The organism is Diaphorobacter sp. LI3, assembly GCF_022807955.1.
Classification (GTDB): domain Bacteria; phylum Pseudomonadota; class Gammaproteobacteria; order Burkholderiales; family Burkholderiaceae_C; genus Diaphorobacter; species Diaphorobacter nitroreducens.
In genome coordinates, this window is sequence record NZ_CP094346.1 from 2,994,910 (window position 1) to 3,015,498 (window position 20,589).

The 20,589-nt window shown below is 63.4% G+C and carries 20 protein-coding genes and 2 tRNA genes; 8 read left to right on the forward strand and 14 right to left on the reverse strand.

The genetic code is table 11. The features are described from left to right. Positions 1-7 precede the first annotated feature (7 nt). The 12 genes from nuoF to rpsO all read right to left on the reverse strand — a co-directional run bounded on the left by nuoF (position 8) and on the right by rpsO (position 9,843). Complete coding sequence (gene nuoF, locus MRB47_RS13905) at positions 8-1,369, reverse strand: NADH-quinone oxidoreductase subunit NuoF (protein ID WP_015912612.1); 1,362 nt, start codon at positions 1,367-1,369, stop codon at positions 8-10. Continuing rightward, complete coding sequence (gene nuoE, locus MRB47_RS13910) at positions 1,366-1,857, reverse strand: NADH-quinone oxidoreductase subunit NuoE (RefSeq protein ID WP_011804402.1); 492 nt, start codon at positions 1,855-1,857, stop codon at positions 1,366-1,368. The genes nuoF and nuoE overlap by 4 nt, the downstream gene beginning before the upstream one ends. Then, positions 1,854-3,107, reverse strand: coding sequence for an NADH-quinone oxidoreductase subunit D (locus MRB47_RS13915; protein ID WP_011804401.1), 1,254 nt, complete (start codon positions 3,105-3,107; stop codon positions 1,854-1,856). The genes nuoE and MRB47_RS13915 overlap by 4 nt, the downstream gene beginning before the upstream one ends. Before the next feature lie 26 nt (positions 3,108-3,133). Continuing rightward, complete coding sequence (locus tag MRB47_RS13920) at positions 3,134-3,742, reverse strand: NADH-quinone oxidoreductase subunit C (RefSeq protein ID WP_015912611.1); 609 nt, start codon at positions 3,740-3,742, stop codon at positions 3,134-3,136. A 10-nt stretch (positions 3,743-3,752) separates the two neighbouring features. Beyond that, positions 3,753-4,232: a NuoB/complex I 20 kDa subunit family protein gene (locus MRB47_RS13925; RefSeq protein ID WP_011804399.1), complete on the reverse strand. Its 480-nt coding sequence runs from the start codon at positions 4,230-4,232 to the stop codon at positions 3,753-3,755. Positions 4,233-4,256: 24 nt separating this feature from the next. Then, complete coding sequence (locus MRB47_RS13930; protein ID WP_015912610.1) at positions 4,257-4,616, reverse strand: NADH-quinone oxidoreductase subunit A; 360 nt, start codon at positions 4,614-4,616, stop codon at positions 4,257-4,259. A 76-nt stretch (positions 4,617-4,692) separates the two neighbouring features. Then, positions 4,693-4,777 (reverse strand) — tRNA-Leu (locus tag MRB47_RS13935). Positions 4,778-4,905: 128 nt separating this feature from the next. Further along, entirely contained in the window at positions 4,906-5,286 is a 381-nt protein-coding gene (gene secG, locus MRB47_RS13940; protein WP_015912609.1) for a preprotein translocase subunit SecG, read from the reverse strand. Between the two features lie 38 nt (positions 5,287-5,324). Then, positions 5,325-6,077: a triose-phosphate isomerase gene (gene tpiA / locus MRB47_RS13945; RefSeq protein ID WP_252100983.1), complete on the reverse strand. Its 753-nt coding sequence runs from the start codon at positions 6,075-6,077 to the stop codon at positions 5,325-5,327. Continuing rightward, the gene (locus MRB47_RS13950; RefSeq protein ID WP_015912607.1) at positions 6,074-7,078 is read right to left on the reverse strand and encodes an NAD(P)H-quinone oxidoreductase; all 1,005 of its coding nucleotides are present in this window, start codon (positions 7,076-7,078) and stop codon (positions 6,074-6,076) included. Before MRB47_RS13950 ends, tpiA begins: the two co-directional genes overlap by 4 nt. 99 nt (positions 7,079-7,177) lie before the next feature. Continuing rightward, the gene (pnp, locus tag MRB47_RS13955) at positions 7,178-9,361 is read right to left on the reverse strand and encodes a polyribonucleotide nucleotidyltransferase (protein ID WP_135148621.1); all 2,184 of its coding nucleotides are present in this window, start codon (positions 9,359-9,361) and stop codon (positions 7,178-7,180) included. A 215-nt stretch (positions 9,362-9,576) separates the two neighbouring features. Continuing rightward, positions 9,577-9,843, reverse strand: a complete 267-nt coding sequence (rpsO, locus tag MRB47_RS13960; protein WP_011804393.1) for a 30S ribosomal protein S15 — start codon at positions 9,841-9,843, stop codon at positions 9,577-9,579. Between the two features lie 248 nt (positions 9,844-10,091). On the opposite strand from rpsO, the gene MRB47_RS13965 reads away from it, so the two are divergent. The 3 genes from MRB47_RS13965 to greB all read left to right on the forward strand — a co-directional run bounded on the left by MRB47_RS13965 (position 10,092) and on the right by greB (position 11,226). Further along, the gene (locus MRB47_RS13965; protein WP_252100984.1) at positions 10,092-10,364 is read left to right on the forward strand and encodes a hypothetical protein; all 273 of its coding nucleotides are present in this window, start codon (positions 10,092-10,094) and stop codon (positions 10,362-10,364) included. Positions 10,365-10,510: 146 nt separating this feature from the next. Next, positions 10,511-10,587 (forward strand) — tRNA-Arg (locus MRB47_RS13970). 78 nt (positions 10,588-10,665) lie between these two features. Next, positions 10,666-11,226, forward strand: coding sequence for a transcription elongation factor GreB (greB, locus tag MRB47_RS13975; protein WP_252100985.1), 561 nt, complete (start codon positions 10,666-10,668; stop codon positions 11,224-11,226). A 13-nt stretch (positions 11,227-11,239) separates the two neighbouring features. Here greB and MRB47_RS13980 read toward each other — a convergent pair whose 3' ends face one another. Next, positions 11,240-13,504, reverse strand: a complete 2,265-nt coding sequence (locus MRB47_RS13980) for a RelA/SpoT family protein (RefSeq protein ID WP_011804390.1) — start codon at positions 13,502-13,504, stop codon at positions 11,240-11,242. 143 nt (positions 13,505-13,647) lie between these two features. On the opposite strand from MRB47_RS13980, the gene MRB47_RS13985 reads away from it, so the two are divergent. Next, positions 13,648-15,555, forward strand: coding sequence for a hypothetical protein (locus MRB47_RS13985; protein WP_252100595.1), 1,908 nt, complete (start codon positions 13,648-13,650; stop codon positions 15,553-15,555). A 492-nt stretch (positions 15,556-16,047) separates the two neighbouring features. Here MRB47_RS13985 and MRB47_RS13990 read toward each other — a convergent pair whose 3' ends face one another. Beyond that, positions 16,048-16,782 carry a type IV pili methyl-accepting chemotaxis transducer N-terminal domain-containing protein gene (locus tag MRB47_RS13990; RefSeq protein ID WP_252100986.1) on the reverse strand — a complete coding sequence of 245 codons (735 nt, stop codon included), beginning with the start codon at positions 16,780-16,782 and terminating at the stop codon, positions 16,048-16,050. A gap of 146 nt (positions 16,783-16,928) precedes the next feature. Between MRB47_RS13990 and moaA the strand changes: the two genes are divergently transcribed. The 4 genes from moaA to MRB47_RS14010 all read left to right on the forward strand — a co-directional run bounded on the left by moaA (position 16,929) and on the right by MRB47_RS14010 (position 20,563). After that, entirely contained in the window at positions 16,929-18,065 is a 1,137-nt protein-coding gene (gene moaA, locus MRB47_RS13995; protein ID WP_252100987.1) for a GTP 3',8-cyclase MoaA, read from the forward strand. Between the two features lie 59 nt (positions 18,066-18,124). Further along, positions 18,125-18,760: a molybdenum cofactor guanylyltransferase MobA gene (gene mobA / locus MRB47_RS14000; protein ID WP_252100988.1), complete on the forward strand. Its 636-nt coding sequence runs from the start codon at positions 18,125-18,127 to the stop codon at positions 18,758-18,760. A 26-nt stretch (positions 18,761-18,786) separates the two neighbouring features. Then, positions 18,787-20,145, forward strand: coding sequence for a gephyrin-like molybdotransferase Glp (gene glp / locus MRB47_RS14005; RefSeq protein WP_252100989.1), 1,359 nt, complete (start codon positions 18,787-18,789; stop codon positions 20,143-20,145). 82 nt (positions 20,146-20,227) lie between these two features. Continuing rightward, the gene (locus tag MRB47_RS14010) at positions 20,228-20,563 is read left to right on the forward strand and encodes a thioredoxin family protein (protein WP_011805012.1); all 336 of its coding nucleotides are present in this window, start codon (positions 20,228-20,230) and stop codon (positions 20,561-20,563) included. Positions 20,564-20,589: the final 26 nt, after the last annotated feature.

Genomic DNA, 20,589 nt, shown 5'->3' on the forward strand with positions numbered 1-20,589 from the left:
CTCGCGTTCAGGCGCTGGCGGGGGTGGAACCCGATGGGTGGGCGTTTCGGATCAGCGCTTCAAACTCAGGACGGAAATGCTTGAGCATGGCGCGCACCGGCATGGCTGCCGCATCGCCCAGCGCGCAGATGGTCCGGCCCTGAATGTTGTCCGCGACGGAATTGAGCAGGTCCAGATCGCTCTCCCGCCCGGCTTCGTGCTGGATACGATTGATCACGCGCCACATCCAGCCCGTGCCTTCGCGGCAGGGTGTGCACTGACCGCAGGATTCATGCGCGTAGAAATACGACAGGCGCAGCAGGCTCTCCACCATGTTGCGGGAATCGTCCATCACGATCACGGCGCCCGAGCCCAGCATGGAGCCGGCCTTGGCGATGGAGTCGTAGTCCATCGTGCATTCCATGATGATGGACGCCGGCAACACGGGAGCGGAAGAACCGCCCGGAATCACCGCCTTGAGCTGGCGACCCTTGCGCACGCCACCCGCCAGTTCCAGCAGCTTGGCAAATGGCGTGCCCAAGGGAACTTCATAGTTGCCTGGACGCTCTACGTCGCCGGACACCGAGAAGATCTTGGTGCCGCCGTTGTTGGGCTTGCCGCACTCAAGGTAAGCCTGACCACCATTGCGGATGATCCACGGCACCGCGGCGAACGTCTCGGTGTTGTTGATCGTGGTGGGTTTGCCGTACAGGCCAAAGCTGGCCGGGAATGGCGGCTTGAAGCGCGGCTGGCCCTTCTTGCCTTCCAGCGATTCCAGCAACGCGGTTTCCTCACCGCAAATATACGCCCCAAAGCCATGGTGCGCATGCAGTTGGAAGCTGAAGCTGCTGCCCAGGATGTTGTCACCCAGATAGCCTGCAGCGCGCGCCTCTTCCAACGCCGCTTCAAAACGCTCGTAGACCTGGAAGATCTCGCCGTGGATGTAGTTGTAGCCCACAGAGATGCCCATCGCGTAGGCCGCGATGATCATGCCCTCGATCACGATGTGCGGGTTGTACATCAGGATGTCGCGATCCTTGCACGTGCCCGGCTCCCCCTCGTCGGAATTGCAGACCAAGTATTTCTGGCCAGGGAACTGACGCGGCATGAAGCTCCACTTCAGGCCAGTCGGGAAGCCCGCGCCACCACGGCCGCGCAGACCGGATTCCTTCATGGTGGCGATCACCTGGTCCTGGGTCAGGCCTTCACCACCATCCTTGCCCAGCAGCTTGCGCAGGGCCTGGTAGCCTCCCCGGGCCTCGTAATCCTTGAGGCTCCAGTTGCTGCCGTTCAAGCCCGCATAGATCTGCGGATTGATATGGCGGTCATGGAAGCAGGTCTGTACGCCCGTCGCCTGAAATTGCGACAGCACTTGTGCAGCCGTGGTCATTGTTTGCCCTCCGCAGCGCGCAGGCCATCCACCATCTGGTCGAGCTTGTCGTCGTCCATGAAACTGCACATGTTGCGGTCATTGACCAGCATCACGGGCGCGTCGGCGCAGGCCCCCAGGCATTCGCATTGCTGCAAGGTGAAAAGGCCATCGGCGGTGGTTTCGCCCATGGAAATGCCCAGCTTCTTCTCAAGGTGGTGCAGCGCATCCTGCCCACGGCGCAGCTGACATGGCAGATTGGTGCAGACGGCCAGCTTGTACTTGCCCACCGGCTGCTGGTTGTACATGTTGTAGAACGTGGTGACCTCATGCACGGCGATCTGGGGCATGCCCAGGTACTCGGCGATCACGGCCTCGCTCTCGGCGCTGACCCAGCCCTGTTCCTGCTGGACGATGGACAGGCACGCCATCACCGCCGACTGTTTCTGGTCTGCGGGGTATTTCGCCACTTCACGGGCAAAACGTTGCTTGGTCGCTTCGGTAATCATCGGTCAATCTCTCCGAACACGATATCCATGGTGCCGATGATGGCCACGGCGTCGGCCAGCATGTGACCCCGCGCCATTTCGTCGAGTGTGGCCAGATGCGCGAACCCGGGTGCGCGGATCTTCAGGCGGTAGGGCTTGTTCGCACCGTCGCTCACCATGTAGATACCGAACTCCCCCTTGGGGTGCTCAACGGCCGCGTAAGCCTCGCCCGCCGGCACGCGGAAGCCTTCCGTGAAGAGCTTGAAATGGTGGATCAGCTCTTCCATGTTGGACTTCATGGCCTCGCGTGAGGGCGGCGCGATCTTGTGGTTGTCCGTGATGACGGGGCCGGGGTTGGCCCTGAGCCAATCGACGCACTGCTTGATGATGCGATTGGACTCGCGCATCTCTTGCACGCGAACGAGATAGCGGTCATAGCTATCGCCCGTGACCCCGACCGGCACATCGAAGTCCACGCGGTCATAGGCGTCGTAGGGTTGCTTCTTGCGCAGGTCCCACGCAATGCCCGAGCCGCGCAGCATCGGACCGGTCATGCCCAGGTTCAAGGCGCGCTCAGCCGGCACTACGCCGATGCCCACCGTACGCTGCTTCCAGATCCGGTTGTCCGTCAGCAGGGTCTCATACTCGTCTACGCACTTGGGGAAGCGCTGCGTGAAATCGTCGATGAAATCCAGCAGCGAACCCTGACGGTTACGGTTGAGCTCCTCGATAGCCTTGGCGTTTTTGATCTTGCTGACCTTGTACTGGGCCATGCTGTCCGGCAGATCCCGGTACACGCCTCCCGGACGGAAGTAGGCCGCGTGCATGCGAGCGCCAGAAACGGCCTCGTACATGTCGAACAAATCCTCCCGCTCACGGAAGGTATAGATGAGGATCGTGGAGCTGCCGCAGTCGTTACCGTGCGAACCCAGCCACATCAGGTGGTTCAGCAGGCGCGTGATTTCGCCGAACATCGTTCGGATGTACTTCGCGCGCAGTGGGACCTCGATGCCCAGCATCTTCTCGATGGCCAAGCAGTAGGCCTGCTCGTTGCACATCATGGACACGTAATCGAGACGGTCCATGTAGGGCAAGGATTGGATGTAGGTCTTGTGCTCTGCCAGCTTTTCGGTGGCACGGTGCAACAGCCCGATGTGCGGGTCGGCCCGTTGTACGACCTCGCCATCCAGTTCCAGCACCAAGCGCAGCACGCCGTGCGCTGCCGGGTGCTGCGGTCCGAAGTTCAGGGAGTAGTTCTTGATTTCAGCCATGGTCGATCACCAAGCGGCACGCCGCCTCAGTGCAGGCCTCCGTACTTGTCTTCGCGGATGATGCGCGGCGTCACTTCGCGCGGCTCGATGGTCACGGGCTCATAGATCACGCGACGCTGGTCGGCGTCATAGCGCATCTCGACATGGCCGGACAAGGGGAAGTCCTTGCGGAACGGGTGGCCGATGAATCCGTAATCGGTCAGGATGCGGCGCAGATCGTTGTGCCCGTCAAACACGATGCCGAACAGATCGAATGCCTCGCGCTCAAACCAGTTGGCCGAGTTCCAGATGTCGGTAACCGAGGCGACGATGGGAAAGTCGTCGTCGGAGCAGAACACCTTCACGCGCAACCGCTGGTTGAGGGAAACGGAGAGCAAATGGGAAACCACGGCGTAGCGCGGTCCTTCCGAGCCCGTGGCGCCATAGGCAGAATAGTCGACGCCGCACAGATCAATCAATTGCTCGAACTTGCAATCGGGCGCATCGCGCAGGATTTGCATGGCTTCGAGATAGCGCGCAGCGGACACCACCACGGTCACCTCATCCAGCGCCACCGAGATCTGGCGCACGCGGTCACCCAGAGCGGAGGCAACCACGTCCCGCAGGCTCTCGGGGTGAATGGCAATAGCAGTCATCTTCGTCCCTTCAGGCGCGCGCAATGGTGTGGGTGCGGCGGATCTTCTGCTGCAGCTGAATGATCCCGTAGATCAGCGCCTCGGCCGTCGGAGGACAACCGGGAACGTACACATCCACAGGGACGATGCGATCACAGCCACGCACCACCGAATAGCTGTAGTGGTAGTAACCCCCGCCGTTGGCACAAGAGCCCATGGAGATGACCCAGCGCGGCTCGGCCATTTGGTCGTACACCTTGCGCAGAGCGGGCGCCATCTTGTTGCACAGCGTGCCGGCCACGATCATCAGGTCCGACTGTCGCGGGCTCGCCCGGAACACTTCCGCGCCAAAACGCCCCAGGTCATAACGTGCGGCGGCAGCATGCATCATCTCGACAGCGCAGCAGGCCAGTCCGAAGGTCATGGGCCAAAGGGATCCGGTCTTGGCCCAGTTCACCACGGAGTCATAACTCGTGGTGATGAAGCCTTCCTTCATCACACCTTCAATCATTGCGTCATTCCTTTGAGCGGCGGCTCATTCCCAGTTGAGGGCGCCTTTTTTCCATTCGTAGGCAAAGCCCACCACGAGGATGGCCAGGAAAACCAGCACAGCGACAAAGCCCGTCACCCCCACCTCTTGCAGAGTCACCGCCCAAGGGAAGAGGAAGGCAATTTCCAGGTCGAACAGAATGAAGAGGATGGCCACCAGGTAGTAGCGCACGTCGAACTTCATACGCGCGTCTTCAAATGCCTCGAAGCCGCATTCATAGGGGGAGTTTTTCGCCGCGTCCGGGCGATTGGGGCCAAGCACATAGCCCAGAAGAAGCGGCACCACACCGACACCGATGCCGACCAGAATGAACAATAGGACAGGGAGGTATTGATCGAGGTTCATCTGGCAGATGTGCTCACCGCTGAAAAACCGCCTCGCATGCCCCGCAACGCGGACCAGGGAGGCGGCTTCTTGTGATTGGTGCCGTCGGCGAGACTCGAACTCGCACAGCTTTCGCCACTACCCCCTCAAGATAGCGTGTCTACCAATTTCACCACGACGGCTGCTGTATGCATCTGGATGGCATGAGGACCGGAAATAACGGTTTTGGCTTTCCAGACAATCCGGGATTCTACCCCGGAAAAACCCTGTCACAAACGGATGAGGCGTTTTTTTGCGACGCCTCAAACGTTCACTTGGTCGGGATCTGAGCGGCGCCGGAGGCAGGCTCCACCGCCGGTGCTGGAGCTGCCGCAGAGGCATCGACCGCAGGCGCCGTCGAGGCGGGGACGGCCGCTGCTGGCGTCTCCAGAACACTACCAGTGCTCACCGGACGCTGGTTGCCAAAGTATGCCAATGCCAGGGTTGCCACGAAGAACACCGTCGCCAGGACCGCCGTGGTGCGCGAAAGGAAGTTGGCGCTGCCGCTGGCCCCAAACAAGCTGCCGGAACTGCCACTACCGAAGGCTGCCCCCATGTCCGCACCCTTACCGTGCTGGATCAGGATCAACCCAATCATCCCGAGGGCGGTCAGCATCTGCACCGCCAGAATCACGTTCACAACCAGTCCCATAATCCCATCACTCCTAATTTAATAGCTACCAGCGCTTGTCAGCTATGCGCTGCAGCGATAATTTTCAAGAAATCCGCGGCCTTGAGCGACGCACCGCCCACCAGGCCCCCATCGATATCCGGCTGCGCCAGCAGTTCGGCTGCGTTGGCAGCATTCATGCTGCCGCCATACAGGATGAGCACGCGATCCGCGCTCTCGGTCGCGGCGGCGAGCTGAGCGCGCAGTACCGCATGCACCTGCTGCGCCTGCTCTGGCGTTGCCGTGCGGCCGGTGCCGATGGCCCAGACAGGCTCGTAGGCCACCACGATCTCGCTCACGCAGTGCCCCACGGCATGGATCACAGCCGCCAGTTGGCGCTTGACGACGGTCTCGGTCTGGCCCGCCTCGCGCTCCGCCAGGGTTTCCCCCACGCATACGATCGGCGTGACGCCGCCCGAGAGCGCCCGCTGGGCCTTGGCCGCCACCACGGCATCGGTTTCGCCATGGTATTGGCGACGCTCGGAGTGCCCCACAAGCGCGTAGCGTGCACCAAAGTCGCGCAACATGCCCACGGAGACCTCGCCGGTGAACGCGCCTATTTCATGTTGCGACACATCCTGGGCAGCCAGAGCGATTTCGCTGCCCGCGACCAAGGCCTGCACCTGCGCCAGGTAGGGCGCTGGCACGGCCACCGCCACGCCACAGCCGGGCGCGCCCAAGCCATCACGCAACGCCTGCAGCAGCGCCGCATTCGCCTGCAGGCTACCGTTCATCTTCCAGTTGCCGGCAATGAGTTTCTTTTTCTGTGTCATGTCGTCCATGTCAAAACAATCTTGCCCACGTGCTGGTTGGATTCCATCAGCGCATGCGCCTGCGCGGCCTGCGCGGCCGGGAAGGTGCTGTGGATGACCGGCTTCACCGCGCCCGACGCCAGCAGCGGCCAGACATGCTCACGCAATGCCTGCGCAATGGCGCCCTTGAACGCCACGGGACGCGGCCTCAGCGTGGAGCCCGTGATGGTCAGCCGCCTGCGCAGCACCAGCCCCGCATTGAACTGCGCATCCAGCCCGCCCTGCACCGCGATGATGACCACGCGGCCGTCCTCGGCCAGGCACTCAACCTCGCGCGCCACGTAGGAGCCGGCCACCATGTCCAGCACTACGTCCACGCCGCGCCCATCGGTAAGGCGCCGCGCCTCGGCCACGAAATCCTGCGTCTTGTAGTTGATCGCGTGGTGCGCACCCAGCGCCAGGCAGGCTGCGCACTTTTCGTCCGAACCCGCCGTGACGATGACCGTGGCGCCGCGTGCACGCGCCAACTGAATAGCCGTAACGCCAATGCCGCTACTGCCGCCCTGCACCAGCAGGACCTCTCCCGCCTGCAGGCGGCCGCGGTCGAACACATTGCTCCAGACGGTAAAGAAGGTTTCCGGCAGCGAGGCCGCCTCCACGTCGCTCAAGCCCTGCGGCACCGGCAGGCATTGCGCAACAGGCGCGACGCACCACTGCGCATAACCGCCGCCCGCAACCAAAGCGCACACCCGGTCGCCCACGCGAAGGCCCGCCTGCGCCATGGCGGCGGCATCGCCGGACTCGACAACGCCCGCCACTTCCAGCCCGGGCAGATCGGAGACGCCCGCGGGCGGCGCGTAGTTGCCCTTGCGCTGCAGCACGTCGGGGCGGTTCACCCCGCTGGCCGCCACGCGGATCAACAACTCGCCGTCTCCCGGCTGCGGCACCGGGCGCTCGGCGAGACGCAGCCCCTCAGGCGGGCCAAACGCCGCAATCTCTACGGCCTGCATCACGTCATTCATGGCAGTTTTGAATCATTTGAGCCGCTAGCACCCGTCCATCGGGCGTTAGCAGCTCTCATTTCAATAGCAAACAGGCGTTCCCGAAGGAACACCCCCGGCTTACTGCTGCTGTTGCTCGGAAGCACCGCCATCACGGCGCTCACGACGCTCGCCCCGCTCCGCAGGGGCGGGACGGCCGCTGTCGCCAGCGGGGCGGTCAGCCAACGCCTTCATAGACAGCTTGACGCGGCCCTTGTCGTCGGTCTCCAGCACCTTGACCTTCACGATCTGACCTTCCTGCAGGTAGTCGCCCACCTTTTCCACACGCTCGTGGGCGATCTGGCTGATGTGCAGCAGGCCGTCCTTGCCTGGCAGCAGGTTGATCAACGCGCCGAAGTCCAGGATCTTGGTGACAGGGCCTTCGTAGACCTTGCCCACTTCAACCTCGGCCGTGATCTCTTCGATGCGGCGCTTGGCTTCATCGGCCTTGGCAGCCTCGGTGGCTGCAATGGTGATGGTGCCGTCTTCCTCGATGTTGATCTGGCAGCCGGTCTCGTCCGTCAGGGCACGGATCGTGGCGCCGCCCTTGCCGATCACGTCGCGGATCTTCTCGGGGTTGATCTTCATCGTGTAGAGCTTGGGCGCGAAGGACGAAATCTCGGTCTTGGCTTCACCCATGGCTTCCTGCATCTTGCCCAGGATGTGCATACGTGCTTCCTTGGCCTGCGCCAGGGCGACCTGCATGATTTCCTTAGTGATGCCCTGGATCTTGATGTCCATCTGCAGGGCGGTGATGCCGTTGGTCGTACCGGCCACCTTGAAGTCCATGTCGCCCAGGTGGTCCTCATCGCCCAGGATGTCGGTCAGCACGGCGAAGCGGTTGTCTTCCTTGATCAGGCCCATGGCGATACCGGCCACATGCGCCTTCATGGGCACGCCGGCATCCATCAGCGACAGGCAGCCACCGCAGACCGATGCCATGGACGAGGAGCCGTTGGATTCGGTGATCTCCGACACCACGCGGATGGTGTAGGGGAACTCGTCCTTGCTCGGCAGGCAGGCCACCAGGGCGCGCTTGGCCAGGCGGCCGTGGCCGATTTCGCGGCGCTTGGTCGAGCCCATGCGGCCCACTTCACCCGTGGCGAAGGGAGGCATGTTGTAGTGGAAGATGAAACGGTCTTCGAACTCGCCGGCCAGTGCGTCGATGCGCTGCGCATCGCGCTCGGTGCCCAGCGTGGACACCACCAGCGCCTGGGTCTCGCCACGCGTGAACAGGGCGGAGCCGTGGGTGCGCGGCAGCACGGAGTTGCGGATCTCGATGGGGCGCACGGTGCGCGTGTCGCGGCCGTCGATGCGGGGCTCGCCGGCCAGGATCTGGCTGCGCACGATCTTGGCTTCGATGTCGAACAGCAGGGCCTCGACCTTCACGGCGTCGAACTCCACGCCCTCGCCCTTCAGCGATTCCAGCACCGAGGCCGATGCCTCGCGCAAGGCCTGGGTGCGGGCCTGCTTGCTGCGGATCTGGTAAGCCGCGCGCAGCTTGTCCTCTGCCAGGGCCGTGACCTTGGCGATGAAAGTCTCATCCTTGGCAGGCGGCTGCCAGTCCCACACGGGCTTGCCAGCGTCGCGCACCAGCTCATGGATGGCGTTGATCGCCACCTTGCCCTGCTCGTGGCCGAACACCACGGCGCCCAGCATGATCTCTTCGGACAGCTGCTGCGCTTCGGACTCCACCATCAGCACAGCGGCCTCGGTGCCCGCCACCACCAGGTCCAGCTGCGAGCTCTTGCGCGCGGTCTGCCCGGGGTTCAGCACGTATTCGCCATTGACGTAGCCCACGCGTGCGGCGCCGATGGGGCCATTGAACGGAATACCGGAAACGGACAGCGCTGCGCTCACGGCGATCATGGCGGCGATGTCAGCGTCCACTTCGGGGTTGAGCGAGATGGTGTGGATGACCACATGCACCTCGTTGTAGAAGCCCTCGGGGAACAGCGGGCGGATCGGGCGATCGATCAGGCGGCTGGTCAGCGTCTCCAACTCGCTGGGCTTGGCCTCGCGCTTGAAGAAGCTGCCGGGGATCTTGCCGGCGGCGTAGGTCTTCTCGATGTAGTCCACCGTCAGCGGGAAGAAGTCCTGGCCAGGCTTGGCCTGCTTGGACCCCACCACGGTAGCGAGCACTACGGTGTCGTCAATGTTCACCAGCACGGCGCCTGAGGCCTGGCGGGCGATCTCACCCGTTTCCATGACAACGGTCTTGTCACCCCACTGAAACGACTTGGTGACCTTGTTAAAAATGCTCATAATGACTCCTTGCTCTCAAAATAATAGCTGGCAGCGCGGTACCAGCAAGGCTTGGAGCGCAATTCAGAACACGATGCCATTCCAGCGGCCCTGCCCTGCCCATCGGAAGGCAAGGCCCCTGGAATGACACAGCTTCGCTCTGCAGTTGCGTCTCCGAAGTAAAAAACGCCTGAGCTAGACAGAGCTAACCCAGGCGTCTCGGCATGCCGGCGCGCTTACTTGCGCAGGCCCAGCTTGGCGATCAGTGCCGTGTAACGGTCGGCGTCCTTGGCCTTGAGGTAGTCCAGCAGCTTGCGACGACGGCTCACCATGCGCAGCAGACCACGGCGGCCATGATGGTCCTTGGCGTGCTGCTTGAAGTGAGGAGTCAGCTCGTTGATGCGGGCGGTGAGCAGTGCCACCTGGACTTCCGGGCTGCCCGTATCGTTGGCGGAACGGGCATTGGCCTTGACGACTTCGGCCTTGACGGATGATGCGATCATGTTTTTTCCTTGATAGAAGAGCCCAAGCAGGCAGCCGCATTGCTGCACCGACTGCCTATGGCTCTGGTTGTACTTGCGCCGCGACTGGAAGGGTCGACAGCGTGCGTCTTGCACCATGCAAAACCTTGCGATTATACCGCTGCGCTTTTCCCCACTTCTTCGCCGCCGTCCAACCCCTGTGCAACGGGCTTTCGGGCATGATGCAAACCGTACTGCAAAACGTTGCAACGCCCTTTTGAAAGACCACTATGCGCTTCATGGATACGTTTGTCCGCCGGCCTCTTTCCCTGCCAGTGGGTGTCGGCGTGGCCGCGCTCTTGTTGTCCTTTGCGTCACTTCACAGCCATGCCGCAGCCACACCCGATAAGGCAGCCAGCGCTTCGAAGAGGTCCAAAGCCATCCGGATCAAGCACACGCAGAACCATTCCGGCGAAAGCCAGGCAGAGCGCGACCGGCGCCTCTACCGGGAGTGCAAGGGCATGCCCAACGCAGGCGCCTGCCTGGGCTACACACGCAAGTGAGCAACATCGAGCGATTTCGCAAAACCGGGCGAAAACTCCGCTACAATCACGCCATCGTCACAATGCGCTGATCGACTGAGTTAGTTAATTAGCCAGTGACGATTTTTGATATAGCTTGAAAACTTCGTGCTATAATTCAAAGCTTAGCGGCTGTAGCTCAGCTGGATAGAGTACTTGGCTACGAACCAAGGGGTCGTGGGTTCGATTCCTGCCAGCCGCACCAAACGGTAAGCCCTGGAACTGCAAGGTTCCAGGGCTTTTTCGTTTTTGGCATTTGCTCCCTTTCAGGCACGATAAGCATATGAGCAAGGCATTCACCAAGGAAACAGACACCGACGACGAACCGTCCCCCCCCCCGCAGGCGCCCGTGGGGGCCGGCAAGAACTACATCACACCCCAGGGATATGCGCGCCTTCGCCGCGAGTTGCTGGGCCTTATCGATGATGAGCGCCCCAAGGTGGTAGAAATTGTCCATTGGGCTGCCAGCAACGGAGATCGCTCGGAGAACGGCGACTACCTGTACGGCAAGAAAAGGCTGCGCGAGATCGACAGGCGCATCCGTTTCCTGACGAAACGGCTGGAAATCGCGGATGTCGTGGACCCATCGGTACACACGGGCAGTGACCAAGTCTTTTTCGGCGCCACGGTCACCTACGCCGAGGAGGACGGCATGGAGCGCACGGTGACGATTCTGGGCATTGACGAAGCCGACAACAGCCTGCAGCAGATCAGCTGGATTTCTCCCGTGGCGCGCGCGCTGCTCAAAGCCCGGGAGGGAGACGAAGTGACCCTGCAGACTCCCGCCGGCCTACGTACCCTGGAAATCCTGCGCGTCGAATACCCCGTCGCGGCGCCTCGGTGACGAGGCCAGGCCATCAAGCGGGCTGGGGAAGCACGCGGAACGCTCGCAATACGGAATGCGTGCGGCGCAGATTGCGCAACACGGCCTCTACATGGTGTTGATCACGCACCGCTGCCACAAAACGCAGATCAGTGGTGTCCATCGCATCGTCCATGTCCACACGGACGATATCTGCCTCTGAGTTGGCAAATTCGGATGCGATGCGAGCCAGTACCCCCTTGCCATTGGTCACGGTCACGGTGATACCGGTCTCGAATTGGCGGGTAGGCTCATCGGACCAGTCGACGGCAATGAAGCGCTCGCCATCTTTGTGTTGCAATTTCTTGGCAACCCCGCATTGCGCGTGATGGACCACCAAGCCCTCGCCGCGGCCCAGGTATCCCACGATGGGATCGCCCGGCACCGGGCGGCAACACGCTGCATATTGAACAGATGCATTCTCGCTGCCGTCGAGGGTGATGCTCCCTTGCGAGACTGTTTCATGGGAGCTGTAGCGCTCGCGGGTCAGCAGCAATGCATCAGGCCGCTGGCCATCTTCCGATAGCAACACGACCAGGCGCTTGGCCACGATGCCGGCAATGCGCTTGCCCAGTCCCACATCGGTCATGAGTTCCGCGCGGCTGCGATTGCCCGTAAAGCGCAGCAGTTTTTCCCAAATGGGCGCTTGGGTCTGCACGTCAGGCAGTTGTTCGATGCCCTCGGCGCGCAGCGCCTGGGTCAGCAGTTTCTCGCCCAGGCCCGCCGACTCGTTCTGCGCTAGCGTCTTGAGATAGTGGCGAATCTTGGAACGCGCGCGCCCTGTGCGCACGAACCCCAGCCAAGCCGGGTTGGGCCGGGCGCCCTGTGTGGTAACGATTTCCACCACATCCCCGTTCTTGAGTTCGGTGCGCAGGGGCACCTGTTCGTTGTTGATGCGCGCCGCCGTGGTGCGGTCGCCCACGTCGCTGTGGATCGCATAGGCAAAGTCCACCGCAGTGGCTCCGCGGGGCAAGGCCATGATCTGGCTCTTGGGCGTGAAGACATAGACGGCATCTGGGAATAGGTCCACCTTGACGTGGTCCCAGAATTCGGCTGCGTCGCGCGTTTCATTCTGGATGTCGAGCAAGGACTGCAGCCATTTGGTGCCCAGGCGTTCTGCCACCGCGCCATCCGCATCTTTCGCCTTGTAGAGCCAGTGCGCCGCCACACCCGCTTCCGCCACGATGTGCATTTCCTCCGTGCGAACCTGAAACTCGATATTCAGGCCAGCAGGTCCCACCAGCGTCGTATGCAGCGACTGATAGCCGTTGAGCTTGCCAATGGCGATGTGATCCTTGAACTTGCCGGGCACCGGTTTGTACATCTGGTGCAACACACCCAAGGCGGTATAGCAGTCCGTCACCGAATGCACGATGACACGGAAGCCATAGAGATCCGTCACCTGCGCAAAGCTCAGGTGCTTGGTGATCATCTTCTGGTAGATCGCAAAGAGTGTCTTCTCACGCCCCGCCAGCCGCACGTGCATGCCCAGCCGCGCAAATGCAGCATCCACTTCCGTCTGCACCTTCTGCACGATGTCGCGGCGTCGGTTGCGCGACTTCGTGACCGCTTTGGACAGCGTGGCATAGCGCCATGGATGCAGGTGGCGAAAGGCGAGGTCCTGCAGTTCGCGGTAGGTCTGGTTCAGCCCCAACCGATGCGCGATGGGGGCATAGATCTCCAGCGTCTCCGACGAAATGCGGCCCCACTTGCTGCGCGGCATGTCGGAGAGCGTGCGCATATTGTGCGTGCGGTCCGCCAGCTTGATGAGGATGACGCGCACGTCGCGCGCCATGGCCAGCAGCATCTTGCGAAACGACTCGGCCTGGTTCTCCTCACGGGTATTGAACTGCAGCTTATCGAGTTTGGTGAGACCATCCACCAGTTCCGCAACAGGCGCACCAAACCGGTCGATGAGATCGGACTTGGTGATGCCGCAATCTTCCATGGCGTCGTGCAGCAAGGCTGCCATGAGGGCCTGGACATCCAACTTCCAGCTCGCGCACAGCGCCGCCACGGCAATCGGGTGCGTGATGTAGGGCTCGCCACTGCTGCGCAACTGCCCCAAGTGCGCTTCATCGGCGTAACGGTACGCTTGGCGCACCTGCTCGACGCTGGCTTCGTCAAGGTAGTCGAGTTTTTCCAGCAGCGCAGCAAAGCTCGCCGCCGCGGCGTTGGCGGCCGCAGCAGAAGAACTGTCAACCGCCACAGGGACGGCCTGCGGATTGTCAACAGCTGCCTTGTTCAACACGACGTTCATGGCTTAAATGTAGCGCGCCCCGCCCGAGCGGCAAGCGCAGGCAAAAAAAAGCACCGCCACGCGGCTAGCCGTTCTGTTAAAGTGTTGCTAAGAAAGCTGTAATGGCTCAAAATTCCGCCCTAGTCAACGACTAGGGCGTTTCTTTGTCCAAGGAAAAATCTCATCCAACTTCAGTAAAGCCGACTAAGTGGCCGCCTAGATTTCCGCCGGCCGCGGCGGGTATTCAAGTCAATCACTGCAAGAACCCCAAGTGCGGTAACTTCGGCGTACCGCCCAAGCTTGCGGTTGCCCGAGGCGGGGCCGGTACTCCAGCTTCTTCCGTTGGCCCAGGCGACTACACCGTGGTCGCTACCGGTAAGGACCAGCCGGCACTGAAGTGCCGCCTGTGCGAGGAAATCACCCCTATGCAGAGCAACTTGGCGATTGCCGAGGAGCTTATGCGCATGTCGGAGTACCTTGAACCAGTACTCCCGCAGTGTCCGAACGAGGCCTGCTCTCTATCGGAGGGGGCGCCATCCCTTGAGAATGTGACTCGCTTCGGCACCAACGCCCACGGAACTCCCCGGTTCAAGTGTGTCGGCTGCAAGAAGGCGTTCTCCTTCGGCGGCCGGTCAACCAAGCGCCAACGTCGCAGTCACTCCAATCGCGATATCTTGGTGCATCTGATGAACGCCATGCCGCTGCGGCGCATCATCAAGGTCCTCGATATCTCCCCCAGCCAGCTATACGACCGCATCGACTTCCTCTATGAGCAGGCCCAGATGTTCGCCGGCGAGCGTGAGCGAACCCTCATGGGACGCGACGACCTAGGCTCAAGATATCTGTCGGTTGACCGGCAAAAGCTGGTGGTGAACTGGCACTCTAAGAAGGTGCGAAAGAACACACTTTTGCTGTCCATTGCAACGGCCGACCAGGCTACGGGCTATGTGTTCGGGGTCAACGTCAACTTTGACCCTGCGCTGGACTCTGCTGACGTAGAGAAGGACATGGTTCGCTTTGGCGACCATGCACTTGCCAGAGCGTTTCGCCGCTACGCGAGAGTCTGGCTACCGGCTGATTGGAATGCTGCGGCTGAGAGGGCGGCGCCTCGCGGAGGTACCTCCCGAAAGCCTATGGAATCGGTCATCGAAGAGACGTACGACGCAGCCTTAGGTCGCCCCGATATAGAAGATGGTGAAGGCCCCGCGAACTCATCCCGTGCCCCCGTAAAGGGCATGCTGCTGCATGAGCAAGTGGTGATGTACGCCCACATCCAGCTTGTCACTCGACTGCTCTGCCGTGCCAAGAAGATTCGCTTCTTCACAGACCAGGAGTCGGGCATACGTGCGGCCATTCTGACGGCCGTGCCGAAAAGGGTTCTGGACCGGACGGCTGACGCTTTCTATGTCAAGGTGCTCAAAGATATGTCAGTGGACATGAAGCGCGCGCTGGTTGGTGCAACCAAGCGGCGTCTGGCGCGCTTAGCGGAGAAATACGGGGTAACCCCTGAGGCTGCAGAACTTCTGGCTGCCGAGGAAGAACTGGCGCGCATGGTTGCCATCGGCAAGTGGGGGGACCGCTGGTTCCGCCATCCCATATCGGAGATGCGTGAGCCTGAGAAATCCGTTTGCTGGCTGACCGATATCGACCCGGTCGAAACCGAACCGGACAAGCGTCGGCTCCAGCTTAGCCACCAGGCGCTACTGCACCTGAAAGCCACCCTTACCGCTGTCGACCGCTTCTTTATGCAGGTCCGGCGAGGCCTCACGCTGGCAGAACGCGCGGTGGCCAGCGCCAACACCGACCGACGTCTCTGGTTCGGGAAGAGCGCCTACAACCCCGAAGTCCTGGTGAAGGTGCTCGGCATCTTCCGGACGTACTTCAACTACTGCGAGGTTGGCCGGGACGGGAAAACGCCGGCAATGCGGCTGGGGCTGGCGCGCGGACCCATAGCGCCCGAAGACATCATCTATTTCACTCCCGAACCGCCCGAAAGACGCCGCGCGCCTGCCGCTCGGTCGCTCAAGCCCTCCGGCCCCGTGGCTCACGCAAGCGAGTCACTTGCCGCGTAGGACCCGTAGTTCGAGGTGAGCTTGGTCCGCAGTCAGGGAGCTCACTCGCACTTGGTAGACAGAGAGGGGGGCTCCCGATTCAGGCCCCGAGGACTCTTCCCATTCGGCTACACCCCCTTCACCCTCGCCGCTCACCGAGGAAAGGTACGGGCTCCGCCCTGTGCAGGCCAGCACTACTGCCGGGGCTAGGGTCATCCGCGGCAGAATACCGGTTGGTTTGACCCAATTTGTTACTTCAGCGCCTCTGATAAGGACACGACAAGGCTGGCTGCCATTGTCTCGCCAAGCCTCAACGCTCAGAGAGACAGTCCGATTGCCGTATGCCACGGGAGTGCTGCCCCTGAAGTCCGGAGCGGGCTCGTCGTTGCAGGCAGTGAGGAAGCTGGCGGCACACACGAGCGCGACGCCTAGGGAAAGGGGCTTGAAATTCAGCATGTCCCTTATAGCGACCAAAGAAACGAAGCCCCTCGTGCCGAAGCAGAGGGGCTTGAATCAAGGGCTTAGCAACACCTTAACGGAACGGCTAGACTGCGCCTGGCCCAGTTCCAGTGCCGAGCGGATGGCCGGGGTGGAGATGGGTGCCTTGTTCAACTGCGCGAGGGCACGCTGGAACTCATCGGCGTCGCCCGTCATCTGCTCGCGCACCGTGCGGCTGTCAAGGCCGGCGGCCAACAGCTCATAGTTCTTAGCCAGGCGCTGCGACAGCATGCGCTGGCGCCCGGCGGTGTTGACCAGGCGTGCCGTGGGCGCCTGGGCCAGGCGCTCGAGGGCCTCGGTGGTGGTGTTGGCGGCAGCCAGCATCTGGTCGGCCTGGGCCGACACGGCCTGAAAGCCCTCCTTCGTCGGCGCCTGGGCCGTGAGCGCGTCCAGGCGGTCCGCGTTGCGGCGCACGTCCGCCAGCAGCCGCGCCACCTCGGGCGGCCAGCTCTGGCGGTCCATGTCCTCAAAGCCGGAATGCACCTGCCGGCGGGTGTGTTCCAGCGCATCGCGGGCGCGCGCGGCACCCACGTTCAGGTACAGCTGGCCGTAGACCTTGGCCGTGCGCTGGGACAGCGCCCGAAAGCGCGCCGTGCGGTTGATGGCCGTGGCCAGGGCCATGCGCGCCTGGGCCGACAGCGGCAGGGCCGGCACCAGCAACACGGTGGCCAGCGCGCGCACAGCGGTGCGGCGGCCGCGCCGGCAGGTGGCGACGGAGGAAGGGGTGGGGACTGGGCGTTGGTTCTGCATGCGCCGTATTCTCAAATCGCCCTCCCGCGCCCCCTATGACACTGGTCAAAGGCACCTCATGTCGCCACCGTGACAGCAGATTGATCAACATCAATTTAGCGGGCAGCCGCCATACCCCTACGACGCCGATGGGGCACAATTTCGCCATGGCTGAACGTGTCATTCCCCTCGTGGATCAGCGCAGCAAGGTGCTGCAGCCCCCTGCGCTCCTGGCCGCGGCACCCGCTACCGGACTGCTGCAGGACACGCTCTCCCGTCCCTTGCGCGACCTGCGCATCAGCGTGACGGACCGCTGCAACTTCCGCTGCGGCTACTGCATGCCCAAGGAAGTGTTCGACAAGCACTACCGCTACCTGCCGCACAGCGACCTGCTGAGCTTTGAAGAGATCACGCGGCTGGCGCGCCTGTGCATGGCGCATGGGGTGCGCAAGATCCGCCTCACCGGCGGCGAGCCGCTGCTGCGCAAGGACCTGGAGAACCTGGTTGCCCAGTTGGCGGAACTGCGCACGCTGGAGGGCCGCGTGCCCGACCTCACGCTGACCACCAATGGATCGCTGCTGGCGCGCAAGGCGCGCGCCCTCAAGGCCGCGGGCCTGCGGCGCGTCACCGTGAGCCTGGACAGCCTGCAGGACGACGTGTTCCGCCGCATGAACGACGTGGACTTTCCGGTGGCCGACGTACTCGCCGGTATCGAGGCCGCGCAGGCGGCGGGCCTGGAGCACATCAAGGTCAACATGGTGGTCAAGCGCGGCACCAACGACCACGAGATCCCGGCGATGGCGCGCCACTTCCGCGGCACCGGCATCACGCTGCGCTTCATCGAATACATGGACGTGGGCGCCACCAACGGCTGGCGCATGGATGAGGTGCTGCCCTCCGCCGAAGTCATCGCGCAGCTGCAGGCCGAGCTGCCGCTGGTGCCGCTGGCCGCGCAGTCCGCCGGCGAGACCGCCAAGCGCTGGGGCTACGCCGGCCCCGACGGTCGCCACGACCCGCGCTTGGGCGAAGTGGGCGTGATCAGCAGCGTCACGCAGGCCTTCTGCGGCGACTGCAACCGCGCGCGCCTGTCCATGGAGGGCCGGCTGTACCTGTGCCTGTTTGCCTCGCAAGGCTGGGACCTGCGCAGCCTGCTGCGCGGCAATGCCAGCGACGTGCAGATCAGCGCCGCCATCGCCCACATCTGGCAGGGGCGCGGCGACCGCTATTCCGAGCTGCGTGCCAGCCTGCCACCCGAGACGGGCAGCGGCCAGCGGCGCATCGAGATGAGCTACATCGGCGGCTGACCCGCCGCCGCGGCGCAGGGACCTGCCCGGCGCGCCGTTAACCACCCTTCTTTTTTCTCATGATCGACACCCACGACATCACAGGTCTCATCCTCGCCGGCGGCCGCGGCTCCCGCATGGGCGGTGTGGACAAAGGCCTGCAGAACTTCCGCGGCCTGCCCCTGGCGCTGCACACGCTGATGCGGCTGCAGCCGCAAGTGGGCGACGTGATGATCAACGCCAACCGCAACCTGGCGGCCTATGAATCATTCGGAGTGCCGGTGTGGCCTGATGGCCTTGCCGACTACGCAGGCCCGCTGGCGGGCTTTCTCACAGGGCTGGAGCGCTGCGAGACCCCTTGGCTGCTCACCGTGCCCTGCGACACACCGCTGTTCCCGCCAGACCTTGCCACACGCCTGGCCCAGGCCGCCATGCGCGAAGGCGCCGACATTGCCATGGCAGCGGCACCCGAGGCCGACGAGCGCGATGGCACCGTGCGCGTGCGCACCCAGCCGGTGTTTTGCCTGCTGCGCGTGACGCTGCTGGAGAGCCTGGTGCGCTTCACGCAGGGCGGCGGGCGCAAGATCGACCGCTGGACCGAACAGCACGCCTGCGCCGTGGTTGCGTTCGACCAGCCGGGCGACGACCCGCATGCTTTCTACAACGCCAACACCCTGGCCGAGCTGCACGCCCTGGAAGGCCTGGGCCTCCGCTGAGCTGCAACCCTCCTTGCCCGTACCGCATGAAAACCATTGACCAGATCGCCGCCGAGTTGCAGGGCTACGACCCGCAGGCACTGCGCGCCGCGGATGTGAACACCTTCCTGGAGCGCCTGGTCGCGCCCGTCACCCGCACCGAAGAAGTCGGCATCTTCGACGCCCTGGGCCGCGTGCTGGCGCGGGACGTGGTCTCGCCCGTCAGCGTGCCGCCGCACGACAACTCGGCCATGGACGGCTACGCCTTCGACGGCGCCCAACTGCAGCCCGCCCAACCGCTGGTGCTGCGCCCGGTCGGCTCCACAGCCTTTGCCGGCGCCGCCTGGACCGGCACCGTGGCCGCAGGCGAGTGCGTGAAGATCATGACCGGCGCCATCATGCCGACAGGGCTGGACACCGTGGTGCCGCAGGAGTTCACCACCGCCGAGCCCGACGGCCACATCCGCATCGCACCCGACGTGCTGCGCCGGGGCGACAACCGCCGCCTGCTGGGGGAAGACCTCATGCAAGGCCGCGTAGCGCTATCAAAAGGAGAGCTTTTAGCGCCTGCTGCTATTGGCCTGGTGGCCAGTTTGGGTCTAAAAACGGTGACGGTGTACCGCCGGGTGCGCGTGGCCTATTTCTCCACGGGCGATGAGATCCTCAGCCTGGGCGAGCCACCGCGGGAGGGCGCGGTGTACGACAGCAACCGCTACACAGTCTTTGGCCTGCTGACACGTCTGGGCGTCCAGGTGATCGACCTGGGTGTGGTGCGCGACGAGCCCACACTGCTGGAAGCCGCCTTCCGCCGTGCGGCCACCGAAGCCGACGCCATCATTACCAGCGGCGGTGTGAGCGTGGGCGAGGCCGACCACACGCGCACCATGATGAAGCAGCTGGGCGACGTGGCGTTCTGGCGCATCGCCATGCGCCCGGGCCGGCCGATGGCGGTGGGCCGCCTTCGGCCCGAATTACAAGCCAAATCCGGCCCTAACGCTCGTCCATCAAGCGTTAACAGCTATCAAGATGGAAGCATTCAGAGTGCAGACGGCAGCAGCGTGCTGTTCGGCCTGCCGGGCAATCCGGTGGCGGTGATGGTCACCTTCCTGGCTTTCGTCCGCCCCGCGCTGCTGCGCATGATGGGCTGCACACGCAGCGCACCGCCGCTGCTGCGCGCCGTCAGCACCGAGGCCATGCGCAAGAAACCCGGCCGCACCGAATACCAGCGCGGCCTGGTCACCACGGCAGCGGACGGCACGTTGCAGGTGCGCACCACGGGCAACCAGGGCTCAGGGGTGCTCAGTTCCATGGTGCAAGCCAACGGCCTCATCGTGCTGCACCACGGCCAGGGCAACGTGGCACCTGGCGACATGGTCGATGTGATGATGTTTGACGGCGTGATCTGACACGCCCGCGCAGCGGCGGCCGGCTTGGCCGCGTGCGCCGCAGCCCTACCCTGCCCCCATCGCCGTCCTTGCAGGAGCCGCCATGCCGTTTGCCGCCACCCATCTCGCTCAGCCGCCTTCGCGTGAAACGGTGGACCAGTGGCTGGGCCCCACCGTGCTGGAGTTCGGTACGCCCTGGTGCGGCCACTGCCAGCGCGCCCAGCCGCTCATCGAGCAGGCCCTCGAAGACCGGGACGATGTGCGCCACGTCAAGGTGGAGGACGGCCCCGGCCAGCGCCTGGGCCGCAGTTTTGGCGTGAAACTCTGGCCCACGCTCGTGTTCCTGCGCGACGGGCGCGAAACGGCACGGCTGGTGCGCCCACAGACGGCACAGAGCATCCATGAAGCGGTGCAGGGCATCACCGCCACCACCGGCTGATCACCCGCAAGGCACGGAACCCGGTC